Origin of the sequence: Streptomyces afghaniensis (genome assembly GCF_044327915.1) — a bacterium.
GTDB classification, from domain to species: Bacteria; Actinomycetota; Actinomycetes; order Streptomycetales; family Streptomycetaceae; genus Streptomyces; species Streptomyces afghaniensis.
Genome location: NZ_JBIRGJ010000006.1, coordinates 358,643 through 372,621, shown reverse-complemented (window position 1 = coordinate 372,621; position 13,979 = coordinate 358,643). Strand labels below are relative to the sequence as shown.

Here is a 13,979-nt window from a genome sequence, read left to right as displayed (position 1 = left end):
CGTGAAGCCCTCGCCGTCACCCGGCGGGGGCTTCACCACGCAGGCGGCTCAGCGCCTCCATGGCTTCGCGTTCGATACGGGCGATATCAGCGAGAACAGCACCCGCCTCCACGAGGCACTGTTCATCGCCCGACTCACCGGCGTTCGTGATGAGCGCCGCCACGTCCGTCCACAGGCCGGCCGCCTCCGAGTACAGCCTGTGGCCGGTGCGCAGCCGGCTGCTGTCGACCATCTGGGTGCATTCGGCGAGGAAGTCGCGGTAGAGGTTGCGGAACAGTGCACCGCCGGTGCCGGCCTTCTCCATCAGCAGGGCCGCCTGCGGCAGGTCGCGCCGGGGGTCGTCGGTGCGCTGGAGCCAGCCGGGTACGAGCTTCCCGGCCTTCTCGATACCTCGGTGGCCGAGGTTGGCGATGGGCGGGTCGAGGAAGGCGCCGGCGCATTCGATGATGGCCGGAATGATCCGGCTCTCCAGGGAGGGCACCTTCCCGGCGGCGGTGAGCGTGAAGGACCGGTGCCTGGCGGTCATCGGCCCGCGCGCGGCCCGGGCCCGGGCGAGGCTGCCCAGGCTGGTCGACACGGCTCCGCCCTGCTGGTCGGTGTCCACCAGATGGGCGTCGTGCTCGTCGTAGCCGTACAGGGCGACGACGTGACCGCCGAAGTGCACCTTCGAGGTGAAGTAGTCCAGGTGGTAGCTGTCGAGCTGGAGCCCGACGGGCCGGCCGGCGTCGATGGCGGTCGCCACGTTCTCCCACGCCTTACGGGCGGAGCCGGTCTCCTGCACCACGAGCTCCAGCCCCAGCCCGGCGGCCAGGTTCCTGGTGAGCTCGAAGGGCTTGACGCGCCCGCCGAGGAAGGGGAAGTCCAGGTTCTTGCTGTCCCAGTAGATGAAGGACAGCCCGGCCCCGAGGCCGAAGAGCATGGGCTCGGACAGATCGAGTCCCTGGTGCCGCAGCAGCACCCCCAGAGCCGACGTCTCGCAGTGCTGCGTACCGCGAGGGTCGATCCCCTTCACCGTGCCCATGTGCCCTCCTGGTCCATGTCCCAGCTCCCCGGCCTCCGGCTCACCCCTCCGCGATCACCACGGCCGAGGCGACACCCGCGTCGTGGCTCAGGGACACATGCCAGGAGCGCACGCCGAGCTCGGCGGCCCGCGCGGCCACGGTCCCGGTCACCCGCAGCCACGGCTGCCCACTGTCCTCGACACACACCTCGGCATCGGTCCAGAGCAGCCCGGCCGGAGCCCCGAGCGCCTTGGCCAGGGCCTCCTTGGCGGCGAACCGGGCAGCCAGGGAGGCGACCCCCCGGCGCTCCCCACTCGGCAGCAACAACTCCCGCTCCACGAACAGCCGTCCGGCCAACGCGGGCGTACGCTCCAGCGATGCCGCGAACCGATCGATCTCGGCAACGTCGATCCCGACCCCGATGATGCTCATGCCGAGCACCCTACGGCGAGTCTCGCGCCGACTTCGGACTCGACGGCGGCGACTAGCATGATCAGCATGGATTGGGACGGCCTCACCGACCGCGAGCGCTACAACGACTGGTACCTGAAGGAGCGGGACCGGTTCTCGGACCTGGCCCGGGACGCCGACTGGGACGGTCTGATCGGGGAGCTGGTGAAGAATCCCGAGCGGGTCAATCTCGCCCGCCCCGGGAACCGCAGCGGATTCGCCCCGCTGCACCAGGCCGCCTGGCACGGCGCCACGATCGCGGTCGTCTCCCGGCTGATCGCGCACGGCGCCTGGCGCACGCAGCGCACCCGGGACGGACGGCGCCCGGTGGACATCGCGCGGGAGCGGGGTCACACGCACCTGCTGGAGCTCCTGGAGCCGGTCGCGGTGCGGCAACTCCCCGCTCCCTCCGAAGTGTTGGAGCGCCACTTCCACGCGATGCTGCGGGAGCGCACCGGCAGCTGCTTCGACGAGATCGAGCACCTCCTGCCACCGCTGTCCCCCCTGACGGAGGGTGCGGACGTGCGGATCTTCTTCCGGGTGGTCGGCATGATGGGCGGCTTCCACTACCGCCTTCACGCGGACATCGTGCACGTGCACGGCAGCTCGCGGATGGACGGCGACAACGGGGACTTCTACCACGTGACCCCCGACGGCTGGACCAAGCTCCCCTACAGCCCCAAGCCGCCGCCGCCCTGGAACTTTCCGTACTGAACGGGGATCGCGGCGCCTTCGATAGCCCTCTTCGCCACGGCCCTCACCACCGGCTGAAGAGGAGCGAACGGCGAGCGGCCGTTCGCCCCTTTCCGTTGTTCCGCTACTCCACCGTCACCGACTTCGCCAGGTTCCGAGGCTGATCCACTTCGTTCCCGCGAGCCGTCGCCAGCTCGCACGCGAACACCTGAAGCGGCACCGCCGTCACGAGCGGCTGGAGCAGGGTCGGCGTGGCCGGCACCCGGATCAGGTGGTCCGCGTACGGCACCACCGCCTCGTCCCCCTCCTCCGCGATGACGATCGTCCGCGCACCCCGCGCCCGGATCTCCTGGATGTTCGACACGATCTTGTCGTGCAGCACGGACCGCCCGCGCGGCGACGGCACCACGACGACCACCGGCAGATCCTCCTCGATCAAGGCGATCGGCCCGTGCTTCAACTCCCCCGCCGCGAACCCCTCGGCGTGCATGTACGCCAGCTCCTTGAGCTTCAGCGCGCCCTCCAGCGCCACCGGATACCCCACATGGCGGCCGAGGAACAGCACCGTGTTCTTCGAGGCGAGCGTGCGCGCCAGCTCCCGCACCGGCTCCATCGTGCCCAGCACCTGCTCCACCGCACCGGCGATCGAGGACAGGTCGCGGATCACCGCCCGGATCTCGTCGCCCCACTTGGTGCCCCGCACCTGGCCGAGATACAGAGCGACCAGATAGCACGCGACGAGCTGCGTCAGGAACGCCTTGGTGGAGGCGACGGCCACCTCAGGACCGGCATGCGTGTACAGCACCGCGTCCGACTCGCGCGGGATCGTCGAGCCGTTGGTGTTGCAGATCGCCAGCACCTTCGAGCCCTGCTCGCGGGCATGCCGCAGCGCCATGAGCGTGTCCATGGTCTCGCCGGACTGGGAGATGGCGATGACGAGGGTCTGGGCGTCCAGGATCGGATCCCGGTACCGGAACTCACTGGCCAGTTCCACCTCGCACGGCAGGCGCGTCCAGTGCTCGATGGCGTACTTGGCGATCATCCCGGCGTGGAAGGCGGTACCGCAGGCGACGATGACGACCTTGTCGATCTCCCGCAGCACCCCCGCGGGGATCCGCACCTCGTCCAGACTCAGCGAACCGGAGCCGTCGATCCGGCCCAGCAGCGTATCGGCGACCGCCTTGGGCTGCTCGGCGATCTCCTTGAGCATGAAGTAGTCATAGCCCCCCTTTTCCGCGGCCGACGCGTCCCAGTCGACGTGGTACGAGCGGACGTCGGCGGGGCGGCCGTCGAAGCCCGTCACCGTCACGCCGTCCCGGCGCAGCTCCACCACCTGGTCCTGTCCCAGCTCGATCGCCGACCGCGTGTGGGCGATGAACGCGGCGACGTCCGAGGCGAGAAAGGCCTCGCCCTCTCCGACGCCCACCACCAGCGGCGAGTTCCGCCGCGCGCCCACCACCACGTCCGGCTCGTCGGCGTGCACCGCGACCAGCGTGAACGCGCCCTCCAGCCGCCGGCACACCAGCCGCATCGCCTCGGCGAGGTCGGCACACGACGAGAACTCCTCGGCGAGCAGATGCGCGACGACCTCGGTGTCGGTCTCGGAGGCCAGCTCGTGCCCCCGCTCCTCCAACTCGCCCCGCAGCAGGGCGAAGTTCTCGATGATGCCGTTGTGCACCACCGCGACCCGTCCCGCGTTGTCGATGTGCGGGTGGGCGTTGGCGTCGGTCGGGCCGCCGTGCGTGGCCCACCGGGTGTGTCCGATGCCCGTCGTGCCGGCCGGGAGCGGCCGGCCGTCCAGTTCCTTCTCCAGGTTGAGGAGCTTGCCGGCCTTCTTCCCCGTCGCCAGCCCGCCGTCGGCCAGCACGGCGACGCCCGCCGAGTCGTACCCTCGGTACTCCAGCCGCTTCAGCCCGGCCATCACGACCTCGAGCGCCGACTGCGGCCCCACGTATCCCACGATTCCACACATGGGCGGCAGCTTAGGGTCGTTTTCCGCGCCGAACCGGCCGCAGCGTGCCCGAAATCGGAAATTCCCACCGGGGTACGAACAGCTCTCGGTCCCCTGCCCTCAGACCTTCGCCCGATACGCCCTCATGGCCAGCGGATAGAACACGAGCGCGATCCCCGCCGCCCACACCAGCGACCACAGCACCGGCTCCGCCACCGCCCCGCCGAGCAGCAGCCCGCGGAAGGCGTCGGACAGGTGGGTGACCGGGTTGACGTCGCTCCACGCCTGGAGCCAGCCCGGCATGGTGTCGACGACGACGAAGGCGCTGCTGGTGAAGGTGATCGGGAAGATGAGGGTGAAGGCGAAGGCCTGCACCTTCTCCGCGTCACCGGCCAGCATCCCGATCAGTACGGCGCTCCACGACACGGCCGCGGCGAACACCACCACCAGCAGCAGCCCGAGCAGGAACCCGCCGAAGCCGCCGGTCACCCGGAAGCCGAGGGCGAGCCCGAGGCCGATCATCAGCACCATCGCCCAGACGTGCTTCGTGAGGTCGGCGGTGATCCGCCCGATCAGCGGTGCCGAGCGCGCGATGGGCAGGCTGCGCAGCCGGTCGAAGACGCCCTTGGTGAGGTCGGTGTTGAGCGCCATGGCCGTGTACATCGTCATGAACAGCGTGTTCTGCACGATGATCCCGGGCAGTGCGTACTTCAGATACGCCTCGGGCGACCCGGCCATCTGCCCGCCCAGCACGTAGGTGAACAGGAACACGAACATGATCGGCGTGATGCTGTAGTCGACCAGTTCGAGCGGGTTGTGCTTGACGGCGACCAGGCTCCGCCAGGCCATCGTGAAGGTCTGCCGCGCCCCGGCGAGGGGCGGCACGCGGCCCGACGCGGTGACCGGCGCGGTGATGGTGGTGGTGGCGGTCATGACCGGCTCACCGCCTTCTCCAGCGCGTCGTCGTCCCGGTCGGCCGTGCCGCCGTTCTGCTCGGGCTCGCCCGGTTCGGCCCGGTGGCCGGTCAGGGCGAGGAAGACCTCGTCGAGCGAGGAGCGGCGCAGGGCCAGCTCGCCCACCGCGATCCCCTCCCGGTCCAGCGCGCGCACGACGGCCGGCATCAGCTCGGGGTCCTTCACCGGCGCGGTGATCCTCTCGCCGTCGATCCGGGCCTCCGGGCCTGCGGCGGCGGCCACCAGCGCGTGCGCCCGCGTGAGGTCCTGCCCGAGGACCGGCCGGAGCTCCAGCACCTGGCCGCCGACCTGGGCCTTCAGCTGGTCCGGCGCGCCCTCGGCGATCACCCGGCCCTTGTCAATCACCACGATGTCGTCGGCGAGCACATCGGCCTCGTTCAGATACTGCGTGGTCAGCAGGGCGGTCGCACCGTCCGCGACCAGTCCGCGCAGCAGGTCCCACAGCTCACCGCGGCTGTGGGGGTCCAGGCCCGTGGTCGGCTCGTCGAGGAAGAGGATGCTGGGCCGCCCCACCAGGCTGGCCGCGAGGTCCAGGCGCCGGCGCATGCCTCCCGAGAAGGTCTTCGTGGCCCGGCCTGCCGCGTGCGTCAGCTGGAAGCGCTCCAGCAGCTCCCCGGCCCGCGCCTTCGCCTCCCGTCTCGGCAGCCCCAGCAACCTGCCGATGAGCAGCAGGTTCTCGGTGCCGGTCAGGTTCTCGTCGACCGCCGCGTACTGCCCGGTCAGCCCGACCGTGGCCCGCACGACCCCGGCCTCCCGGACCACGTCGTGGCCGGCCACCCGGGCCCTGCCCCCGTCCGGGCGGAGCAGCGTCGCGAAGATCCGCACCGCGGTCGTCTTCCCGGCACCGTTGGGGCCCAGCAGCCCGAGCACCGTGCCCTTGCGGGCCGCCAGGTCGACACCGGCCAGCGCCTCGGTCTCCTTGAACCGTTTGACCAGGCCTTCCGCCTCTATCGCATACGTCATGGGTCACCCCTCGGCGTTCCTGGACCCTGGCCCGGGCCCATTCCTCCCACAACTGTGACGCACACCACTGACATTCCTCCCGTTGGCCACTTTTCTCCCATACGGGAGAAGCCGAGGACGCTGCGTGACGGATCCCACCTCACCGTCCGTTCGTACGCCCGTAACAATGGACTGTGATCTCTCCGGTCTCCTCGATATCCCGGAGCGCCCACCGGCAGCGGCCGGAGGCGACTCCCTACGTCGACCTCACCCGAGCCGAGTGGAGCGCGTTGCGCGACAAGACGCCGCTTCCGCTGACGGCCGAGGAGGTCGAGAAGCTGCGCGGTCTCGGCGATGTCATCGACCTCGACGAGGTGCGGGACATCTACCTCCCGCTGTCCAGACTTCTCAACCTCTACGTCGGTGCCACGGACGGCCTCAGAGGCGCGCTCAACACCTTCCTGGGCGAGCAGGGCTCCCAGTCCGGCACCCCGTTCGTCATAGGAGTCGCCGGCTCGGTCGCCGTGGGCAAGTCGACGGTCGCCAGGCTCCTCCAGGCCCTGCTCTCGCGCTGGCCGGAACACCCGCGCGTGGAGCTGGTCACCACCGACGGCTTCCTGCTGCCCACCAAGGAGCTCCAGACCCGCGGCCTGATGTCGCGGAAGGGATTCCCCGAGTCCTACGACCGCCGCGCGCTGACCCGCTTCGTCGCCGACATCAAGGCCGGCAAGGACGAGGTCACGGCCCCCGTCTACTCCCACCTGATCTACGACATCGTCCCCGACCGGAAGCTCACGGTCCGCCGCCCCGACATCCTGATCGTCGAGGGCCTGAACGTCCTCCAGCCCGCCCTCCCCGGCAAGGACGGCCGCACCCGGGTCGGCCTCGCCGACTACTTCGACTTCAGCGTCTACGTCGACGCCCGTGTCGAGGACATCGAACGCTGGTACCTCAACCGCTTCCGCAAGCTGCGCGCGACCGCCTTCCAGAACCCGTCCTCGTACTTCCGCAAGTACACCCAGGTCTCCGAGGACGAGGCCCTCGACTACGCCCGGACGATGTGGCGCACGATCAACCGGCCCAACCTGGTCGAGAACATCGCCCCCACCCGCGGCCGCGCCACCCTCGTCCTGCGCAAGGGCCCGGACCACAAGGTGCAGCGCCTCAGCCTGCGCAAGCTGTGACGCCCCGGGGAAAGGCCGGTTAGATAGTCGTCATGCTCCACCTGCGACTGATCACACCGTCCGGGCAGACCGACGACGTGGTGCGGCTGATCGAGAAGACGGTCGGCACCACCCACCTCGTCGTCCTGCCGGACGCCGCCCGCGACCCCGCCGGGGACGTCGTGATGTGCGACGTCGCGCGGGAGGCGGGCGACGAACTGCTCACCGGCCTGCGGGAACTCGGCATCGACACCAGCGGTTCCATCGCCGTCGAGACCATCGACCTGTCGCTGTCGGAGCGGGCCGAGCAGGCCGCGGCCGACGCACCCGGCGAGGGCGCCGACGCGGTCCTGTGGGAGCACCTCAGCGACGCGACGCACGAGGAGTCGACCCTCTCCGTCACCTACCTCGCGTTCATCACCCTCGCCACGATGATCGCGGCCTGCGGCGTGGTCCTGGACAACGCGATCCTGATCGTGGGCGCCATGGCGGTCGGCCCGGAGTTCGGCCCGCTCGCCGGCATCTGCACCGCCGTCGTCCGCCGCAGGGCACGCCTGGCCCTGCGCTCCGCGATCGCCCTCCTGGTGGGCTTCGCGGTGGCCATGGCGGTGACGGTCGGCTTCAGCCTCTTCATGGACGCCGTCGACCTGTTCAGCGAGCGGCAACTCATGGCGGACCGCCCCAACACGGGCTTCATCTACGCCCCCGACTGGTTCTCCTTCGTCGTGGCGGTCCTGGCCGGCATCGCCGGCACGCTCTCCCTGACCTCCGCCAAGTCGGGCGCCCTGGTGGGCGTGGCCATCTCGGTGACCACGGTCCCGGCCGCCGCGAACGCCGCCGTAGCCCTCAGCTACGGCGACACGAACCAGACCTGGGGCTCCACGGAACAACTCCTGCTGAACCTGCTGGGCATCATCGTCGCGGGCACGCTGACCTTGCTGGTGCAGAAATGGCTCTGGTCCTCACAGCGTGAGAGAACGCCGTAAGGGCAGCGTCCTCAGGGGCGCGGGGCTGTATCCGTATGCGGCTCCGCCGCGCGGGCGCGACAAGCCACGGACAACCCGCAGCCCGCACTCGGCAGAACCCCCACCCCCTCCTCACCAAGGCCGACTAACCCAGCGCGGACTTCACCACATCGGCAAGCCGCCCCGCAACAGACCGAGCCTGCTCGATATCAGCCGCCTCCACCATCACCCGCACCAACGGCTCGGTCCCCGAGGACCGCAACAACACCCGCCCGGTGGCCCCGAGCTCCCGCTCCGCGTCGGCCACCGCCGAGGACAGCTCGGCCGACGTCGTCACCCGGGACTTGTCGACATCCCGCACATTGATCAGCACCTGCGGCAGCCGCTCCATCACAGAGGCCAGCTCCCGCAGCGAACGCCCGCTCTGCGCGACCCGCGCCGCCAGCAGCAGCCCGGTCAGCGTGCCGTCGCCCGTCGTCGCGTGGTCGAGGATGATCACGTGCCCGGACTGCTCGCCCCCGAGGGCGAACCCGTGCTCCTTCATCTCCTCCAGCACGTACCGGTCGCCCACGGCGGTCTGCACGAGCCGGATGCCCTCTCGCTCCATGGCGAGTTTGAAGCCCAGGTTGGACATCACCGTCGCCACGACCGTCTCGGCCCGCAGCGTGGACGCCTCCCGCATGGCCAGGGCGAGCACGGCCAGGATCTGGTCGCCGTCCACCTCCTCGCCGGTGTGGTCCACGGCGAGGCACCGGTCGGCGTCCCCGTCGTGCGCGATGCCCAGGTCGGCCCCGTGCTCGACGACGGCGGCCTTGATCTTGTCCAGGTGCGTGGAGCCGCACCCGTCGTTGATGTTGAGCCCGTCCGGCTCGGCGCCGATCGTGACGACCTCGGCACCGGCCCGCTGGAACGCCTCGGGCGAGACCCGGGAGGCGGCGCCGTGCGCCTCGTCGAGGACGACCTTCAGCCCGTCGAGCCGGTTGGGCAGGACGCGCAGCAGATGCTCGACGTACCGGTCGGCGCCCTCCTCGGACTCGCGCACGCGGCCCACTCCGGCGCCGGTCGGCCGGTCCCACGGGGCGCCGGTGCGGTGCTCCTCGTAGACGGACTCGATCCGGTCCTCCAGCTCGTCGGCGAGCTTGTGCCCGCCGCGGGCGAAGAACTTGATGCCGTTGTCGGGCATGGCGTTATGGCTCGCGGAGAGCATCACACCGAGGTCGGCGCCGAGCTCTCCGGTCAGGAACGCCACCGCCGGGGTCGGCAGCACGCCGACCCGCAGGACGTCCACGCCGGCGCTGGCGAGGCCCGCGACCACGGCGGCCTCCAGGAACTCCCCGGACGCGCGCGGGTCACGTCCGACCACCGCGGTCGGCCGATGTCCCTCGAACGTGCCCGCCTCGGCCAGTACGTGCGCCGCGGCCACGGAGAGGCCGAGGGCCATCTCCGCCGTCAGGTCCGCGTTGGCGACACCGCGCACGCCGTCCGTGCCGAAGAGTCGTCCCACTGTGGTGTCCTCCGAATTACGAGAGAGTGCGGCTCCAGTACATCCCCTGAGACCTGATTCGGTCCGGCATCCGCAGGGGTTGTGTACGGGAACGCCCCGGCGGCACAGAACGTGCCGCCGGGGCGATCGTTGCGAAAACAGTCGCAACTTGCGAAGACAGTCGCAAGGACAGCGACGCGATTAACGCTTGCTGTACTGCGGGGCCTTGCGGGCCTTCTTCAGACCGGCCTTCTTGCGCTCGACCGCACGGTCGTCGCGCTTGAGGAAGCCGGCCTTCTTCAGCGGGCCGCGGTTGTTGTCGACGTCCGCCTCGTTCAGCGCGCGGGCGACACCGAGACGGAGCGCACCGGCCTGGCCGGAGACACCGCCACCGGCGATGCGGGCGACGACGTCGTAGCGGCCCTCGAGCTCGAGCACCTTGAAGGGCTCGTTGACTTCCTGCTGGTGCACCTTGTTCGGGAAGTAGTCCTCGAGGGTGCGACCGTTGATCTTCCACTTGCCGGTGCCCGGGACGATCCGGACGCGGGCGATGGCGTTCTTGCGACGGCCCAGGCCGGCGGCCGGCTGGGGCTCGCCGAAGCGGGAGGCCATGGACTCCGAGGTGTACTCGCCCTCGACGGGGACCTCGGACTCGGTGGTGTAGCTGTCGATGTCAAGCTCTTCGAGCGGCTGCTCGGCAGTGGTCTCGGCCACGATTCTCCTCAGATTCTCTTCAGTCTTAGGGGGTGGCCGGACTTACTGCGCGACCTGGGTGATCTCGTACGGCTGCGGCTGCTGCGCGCCGTGCGGGTGCTGGTCACCCTTGTAGACCTTCAGCTTCGAGAGCATCTGACGGCCCAGAGTGTTCTTGGGGAGCATGCCCTTGACGGCCTTCTCGATGGCCTTCTCGGGGTTCTTGTCGAGCAGCTCGTCGTAACGGACGGAGCGCAGACCACCCGGGTAGCCGGAGTGGCGGTACGCCATCTTCTGGGTCCGCTTGTTGCCGGACAGGTGCACCTTGTCCGCGTTGATGATGATGACGAAGTCACCAGCGTCGACGTGGGGCGCGTAGATCGGCTTGTGCTTGCCCCGGAGAAGGGTCGCTGCGGTGGTGGCGAGACGACCCAGGACAACGTCCTGAGCGTCGATGACGTGCCACTGGCGCGTCACATCGCCGGGCTTGGGGCTGTACGTACGCACGGTTCGTAGCCTTCGCTTCGAGTGAATGGTCCTGAACAGGTCACCGAAACGATCACGACAGCCTTGACCGCACAGCGGTGACGCAAACCGCGTGCTGGTCGCTGGTCATCGGCCCGGTGGACCGGTGTAAGGGCCCGTCCCGTGAGAATGAGCAAGCCAATACACAACGAAAGAGCAGAATACCGGGGCTCACCACAAGGGTCAAAACGCGGGATCATCGCCGCCGCTCGGCTACGGAGACGCACAGCCCGGCACAGAGAGTCACAGCCCTCCGCAGGGTCCGGCGCCGCACCGGCCGCACGTACGGAAACACCGACGAAAGCAGCACGTCGGTGAGCACCGCGACGCACCGGCGCGGCAGCGAGCCGCCACCGCGCGGACGGCGCAGCGCCCGCAACACCCCGGCCGCGACCGACGGCCACACCCCGATCGCGGCCGTGGCCGCCGGCCAGGACCGCAGGCACACCAGCAGCACCACGGTCGGCAGCAGCCGCCCCAACCACCCGCAGATGTCGCCTTTGCCCGTCCGCATGGGAGGAACGCTAGGTGCTGCGGGGCCCATCCAGGCGGACCAGCACGCCCCATGTCCCGTCTAAGATGCGCCCCATGAGCTTTGGGCAGGGGGGACCTCAGTCCCAGTGGGATCCCTGGAAACCGCAGTCGCAGCAGCCCTGGAACAGCGGGGGCGGCCAGTCTCCGGACTGGGCCGCGCTCGCCGAGGCGTCCGAGGCACGTAACAAACGACGCCGGCTGTTCCTGGTCGGCGGCGGCGCGCTCGCCACCGTCGCGATCGGCGCCGCCGTCGCCGTGGCCGTGGTCTCCGCGGGCGGCGACAGCCAGGCGGGCAGCCCGACCTCCCAGGTGCCCTCGGCCGACATCCCGAGCGAGTCCGCCTCGGCCCCGTCCTTCGCCCCGACCAGCGCCCCGCCCCCGCTGGACCCGAAGGACTTCATCGCCAGCGCGAAGAAGGACACGGCTCCGCTCAGCCCGGAGACGCTCTTCCCGGGCACGCAGCTGACCATGGGCGAGACGACGTACAAGAAGGGCCCCACGGCCGACACCAAGAACTGCGCGTCGGCGTCGGGCGGCACGCTCCCGAAGATCCTCACGGCGAACGACTGCACGCGCCTGATACGCGTCACCTACTCCGCGGACGGGATAGCCGTGACGGTCGGCGTGGCGGTCTTCGACACCGAGGCACAGGCCGCCAAGGCCAAGGGCCAGACCAACAAGAAGAGCTTCGTCAAGTCGCTCTCCGGCGGCGGCGTGAAGCCCTTCTGCGAGTCCGGGGTCTGCCGTACGACCAGCAACTCCTACGGTCGCTACGCCTACTTCACCAACGCCGGCTTCACCAGCGGCAAGGACGTGACGACCAAGGACACCGAGGTGTTCACCACGGGCGACAACCTCCAGCTGTTCACGTTCCGTCAGATCCACCGCCGCGGCCAGGCCCAGGCGTCGGCAGCGGCCAACGGGTGACCGGCCGCCGCCCGCCCGTCACAGCCTCTTCGCGCTGCGCAGCGTCTTGGCGTAGTAGCCGTTGCCGTCCAGCCGGGACACTCCGCCGACATCACCGATGGTCGGTCCGTTGACCTCCTCGCGGCTGGAGACGAAGAGCAGGTGGCCCTCGGTGTCGTAGCCGAGCACCATGCCGACGTGGTCCAGGCGCTGCTTCGTCCGGGTGTCGAGCTTGAAGAAGACGAGGTCCCCGGGCTGCAGCTGGTCGATGCCGGTGGGCCGGTCGGCGGGCGAGATGCCGGTGAGCGGCAGGATGTCGGCACCCTGCTTGGAGCGGGCCATGCCGTTGGCGGTGCGCGGCAGGCCGTCGCCCGAGTCGTCCGAGGACATCAGCGGGTAGCGGGCGCGGTAGCCGAACACCATCCGCATGTATCCCGAGCAGTCGACCGACCGGGCGCGCGCGGTCTCCGGCTGGCCGATCACGCCGTCCCGGAAGGGGTACTGGACGCCGAGGTAGTCGTAGAAGTCGGACTGCTCCAGGCGCAGGTCGCCGCCCTCCGCCCCGCTCGTGTTGAGGGGCCCGAAGTTGGCGTCACCGGCGTAGACGGTGCCCTGCTCGTCCTTCTTCTCCTTGGCGCCCGCGACGTACTGGAAGGAGATGGCCAGGAGGTCGTCCTCCTTGCTGGACGCGTACTCGCCGTACCAGTCCTTGAACCACTTCTCCTTGTCCGCGCCCTTCTTCCAGGGCTCGGGCATGAGGCGGACCCAGTCCGTCGTGGAGACCTTGGAGCTCGTCGACGAGGGCTCGGCGAAGGTGCGGGCCGGTCCGGTCAGGGTCGCGGTGCGCGCCCCGTCGGTGAACACCGCCTTGACCTGGCCGTCGGACCCGCGCAGCACGGAGCGGGCGGGGTTCTCCAGCCGGGACCAGCTCTCCCCGCCCTTGTCGCGGGTCTTCGCCGCGCCGCCGGCCCGGTCCGAGCCGTCCAGCACACCGACGTTCGTGATCTCCGGGACGCCCTTGTCCTCCTGTTTGCGGAGCTCCACGGTGAGGTAGCCGGAGGTCGCTACGAGCCCCAGCACCACGAGGCCGGAGAGGACCGGCCTCGATTTCTTCTTCCCTGCCATGTGTTCTCTCCTGGGTGGTCGGTCGCCGGGACGCCGGTCTCAGACGGTGGGCATGATGCCGAGCAGCAGTCCGGCGGCGACGACGATGTAGGCCATGAGCGAGACGGTGCCGGTCGCCAGCAGCGTCGCCCCCTTGGGCTGGCGGACCATCTGGTACGCGATCAGGCCGGGCACGATGAAGCCGAGGGTCTGGTTGCCGTACAGCAGCGGGAACTCGATCGAGAGCACGATCATCACGGTGGCCTGGAGCAGCACGCCCAGCAGGACCACCGCGGCGAACAGCCGCTTGCCGTAGAGGATCACCAGCCGCTGCATGACCTTGGTGCCCGCGTAGGTGAGGGCGGTGACGCCGACCACCATGGCCGCCCGCTGGAGGTCCTCGATGAGGGTCAGGGCGAGCCAGCCGGGCGTGATCATGCCGCCGGGCGACAGGTTGGTGGTCAGGTAGCACAGCAGCGAGAAGAACAGGCCGATGGCGATGCCGAGGGCGGCCATCTCGGGGGTCAGGGCGGCGGTGGTCAACGAAGGTCTCCGGGCACGGGTGCGGGTGCGGGCGAGCGGTGGGCGTGAGTCG

Annotated in this window: 15 protein-coding genes; 4 read left to right on the top strand and 11 right to left on the bottom strand. The window is 69.9% G+C overall.

The window, feature by feature from the left end; all coding sequences use genetic code 11:
- Positions 1–16 precede the first annotated feature (16 nt).
- Both ACH4G3_RS24230 and ACH4G3_RS24225 read right to left on the bottom strand, forming a co-directional pair.
- Entirely contained in the window at positions 17–1,021 is a 1,005-nt protein-coding gene (locus ACH4G3_RS24230) for a BtrH N-terminal domain-containing protein (RefSeq protein WP_397626457.1), read from the bottom strand.
- 40 nt (positions 1,022–1,061) lie between these two features.
- Positions 1,062–1,433: a holo-ACP synthase gene (locus ACH4G3_RS24225; RefSeq protein ID WP_086601633.1), complete on the bottom strand. Its 372-nt coding sequence runs from the start codon at positions 1,431–1,433 to the stop codon at positions 1,062–1,064.
- Positions 1,434–1,499: 66 nt separating this feature from the next.
- Between ACH4G3_RS24225 and ACH4G3_RS24220 the strand changes: the two genes are divergently transcribed.
- On the top strand, positions 1,500–2,165 hold the full coding sequence (locus tag ACH4G3_RS24220; protein WP_397626456.1) for an ankyrin repeat domain-containing protein: 666 nt from the start codon (positions 1,500–1,502) through the stop codon (positions 2,163–2,165).
- A gap of 103 nt (positions 2,166–2,268) precedes the next feature.
- On the opposite strand, the gene glmS is transcribed toward ACH4G3_RS24220, so the two are convergent.
- The 3 genes from glmS to ACH4G3_RS24205 form a co-directional block, all read right to left on the bottom strand.
- The gene (gene glmS / locus ACH4G3_RS24215) at positions 2,269–4,116 is read right to left on the bottom strand and encodes a glutamine--fructose-6-phosphate transaminase (isomerizing) (protein WP_397626455.1); all 1,848 of its coding nucleotides are present in this window, start codon (positions 4,114–4,116) and stop codon (positions 2,269–2,271) included.
- A 99-nt stretch (positions 4,117–4,215) separates the two neighbouring features.
- A complete protein-coding gene (locus ACH4G3_RS24210; RefSeq protein WP_397626454.1) occupies positions 4,216–5,028 on the bottom strand; it encodes an ABC transporter permease in 813 nt (270 codons plus the stop codon).
- Positions 5,025–6,032 (bottom strand): ATP-binding cassette domain-containing protein, encoded by a 1,008-nt coding sequence (locus ACH4G3_RS24205; RefSeq protein ID WP_397626453.1) that lies wholly within the window; start codon positions 6,030–6,032, stop codon positions 5,025–5,027. The genes ACH4G3_RS24210 and ACH4G3_RS24205 overlap by 4 nt, the downstream gene beginning before the upstream one ends.
- 173 nt (positions 6,033–6,205) lie before the next feature.
- Here ACH4G3_RS24205 and coaA point away from each other — a divergent pair, with 173 nt between their 5' ends.
- Positions 6,206–7,195, top strand: a complete 990-nt coding sequence (coaA, locus tag ACH4G3_RS24200) for a type I pantothenate kinase (RefSeq protein WP_397626452.1) — start codon at positions 6,206–6,208, stop codon at positions 7,193–7,195.
- 32 nt (positions 7,196–7,227) lie between these two features.
- Complete coding sequence (locus ACH4G3_RS24195) at positions 7,228–8,160, top strand: DUF389 domain-containing protein (RefSeq protein ID WP_397626451.1); 933 nt, start codon at positions 7,228–7,230, stop codon at positions 8,158–8,160.
- A 124-nt stretch (positions 8,161–8,284) separates the two neighbouring features.
- On the opposite strand, the gene glmM is transcribed toward ACH4G3_RS24195, so the two are convergent.
- The 4 genes from glmM to ACH4G3_RS24175 form a co-directional block, all read right to left on the bottom strand.
- On the bottom strand, positions 8,285–9,643 hold the full coding sequence (glmM, locus tag ACH4G3_RS24190; RefSeq protein WP_397626450.1) for a phosphoglucosamine mutase: 1,359 nt from the start codon (positions 9,641–9,643) through the stop codon (positions 8,285–8,287).
- A gap of 180 nt (positions 9,644–9,823) precedes the next feature.
- Positions 9,824–10,336: a 30S ribosomal protein S9 gene (rpsI, locus tag ACH4G3_RS24185; protein WP_020276276.1), complete on the bottom strand. Its 513-nt coding sequence runs from the start codon at positions 10,334–10,336 to the stop codon at positions 9,824–9,826.
- Positions 10,337–10,378: 42 nt separating this feature from the next.
- A complete protein-coding gene (rplM, locus tag ACH4G3_RS24180; RefSeq protein WP_010036634.1) occupies positions 10,379–10,822 on the bottom strand; it encodes a 50S ribosomal protein L13 in 444 nt (147 codons plus the stop codon).
- Positions 10,823–11,036: 214 nt separating this feature from the next.
- Complete coding sequence (locus tag ACH4G3_RS24175; RefSeq protein WP_397626449.1) at positions 11,037–11,354, bottom strand: hypothetical protein; 318 nt, start codon at positions 11,352–11,354, stop codon at positions 11,037–11,039.
- A 65-nt stretch (positions 11,355–11,419) separates the two neighbouring features.
- On the opposite strand from ACH4G3_RS24175, the gene ACH4G3_RS24170 reads away from it, so the two are divergent.
- The gene (locus tag ACH4G3_RS24170; protein ID WP_397626448.1) at positions 11,420–12,301 is read left to right on the top strand and encodes a hypothetical protein; all 882 of its coding nucleotides are present in this window, start codon (positions 11,420–11,422) and stop codon (positions 12,299–12,301) included.
- Between the two features lie 18 nt (positions 12,302–12,319).
- Here the strand turns inward: ACH4G3_RS24170 and ACH4G3_RS24165 are convergent, their stop codons facing one another.
- Complete coding sequence (locus ACH4G3_RS24165; protein ID WP_397626447.1) at positions 12,320–13,405, bottom strand: NlpC/P60 family protein; 1,086 nt, start codon at positions 13,403–13,405, stop codon at positions 12,320–12,322.
- Between the two features lie 39 nt (positions 13,406–13,444).
- Complete coding sequence (locus ACH4G3_RS24160; RefSeq protein WP_020276280.1) at positions 13,445–13,927, bottom strand: poly-gamma-glutamate biosynthesis protein PgsC/CapC; 483 nt, start codon at positions 13,925–13,927, stop codon at positions 13,445–13,447.
- Between the last annotated feature and the right edge of the window lie 52 nt (positions 13,928–13,979).

Coding starts and splice junctions, on each gene's coding strand:
- glmS (WP_397626455.1), bottom strand. CDS start 4,116: ATGTGTGGAATCGTGGGATACGTGGGGCCGCAGTCGGCGCTCGAGGTC.
- ACH4G3_RS24170 (WP_397626448.1), top strand. CDS start 11,420: ATGCGCCCCATGAGCTTTGGGCAGGGGGGACCTCAGTCCCAGTGGGAT.
- ACH4G3_RS24230 (WP_397626457.1), bottom strand. CDS start 1,021: ATGGGCACGGTGAAGGGGATCGACCCTCGCGGTACGCAGCACTGCGAG.
- ACH4G3_RS24165 (WP_397626447.1), bottom strand. CDS start 13,405: ATGGCAGGGAAGAAGAAATCGAGGCCGGTCCTCTCCGGCCTCGTGGTG.
- ACH4G3_RS24195 (WP_397626451.1), top strand. CDS start 7,228: ATGCTCCACCTGCGACTGATCACACCGTCCGGGCAGACCGACGACGTG.
- ACH4G3_RS24220 (WP_397626456.1), top strand. CDS start 1,500: ATGGATTGGGACGGCCTCACCGACCGCGAGCGCTACAACGACTGGTAC.
- ACH4G3_RS24175 (WP_397626449.1), bottom strand. CDS start 11,354: ATGCGGACGGGCAAAGGCGACATCTGCGGGTGGTTGGGGCGGCTGCTG.
- ACH4G3_RS24210 (WP_397626454.1), bottom strand. CDS start 5,028: ATGACCGCCACCACCACCATCACCGCGCCGGTCACCGCGTCGGGCCGC.
- ACH4G3_RS24225 (WP_086601633.1), bottom strand. CDS start 1,433: ATGAGCATCATCGGGGTCGGGATCGACGTTGCCGAGATCGATCGGTTC.
- ACH4G3_RS24205 (WP_397626453.1), bottom strand. CDS start 6,032: ATGACGTATGCGATAGAGGCGGAAGGCCTGGTCAAACGGTTCAAGGAG.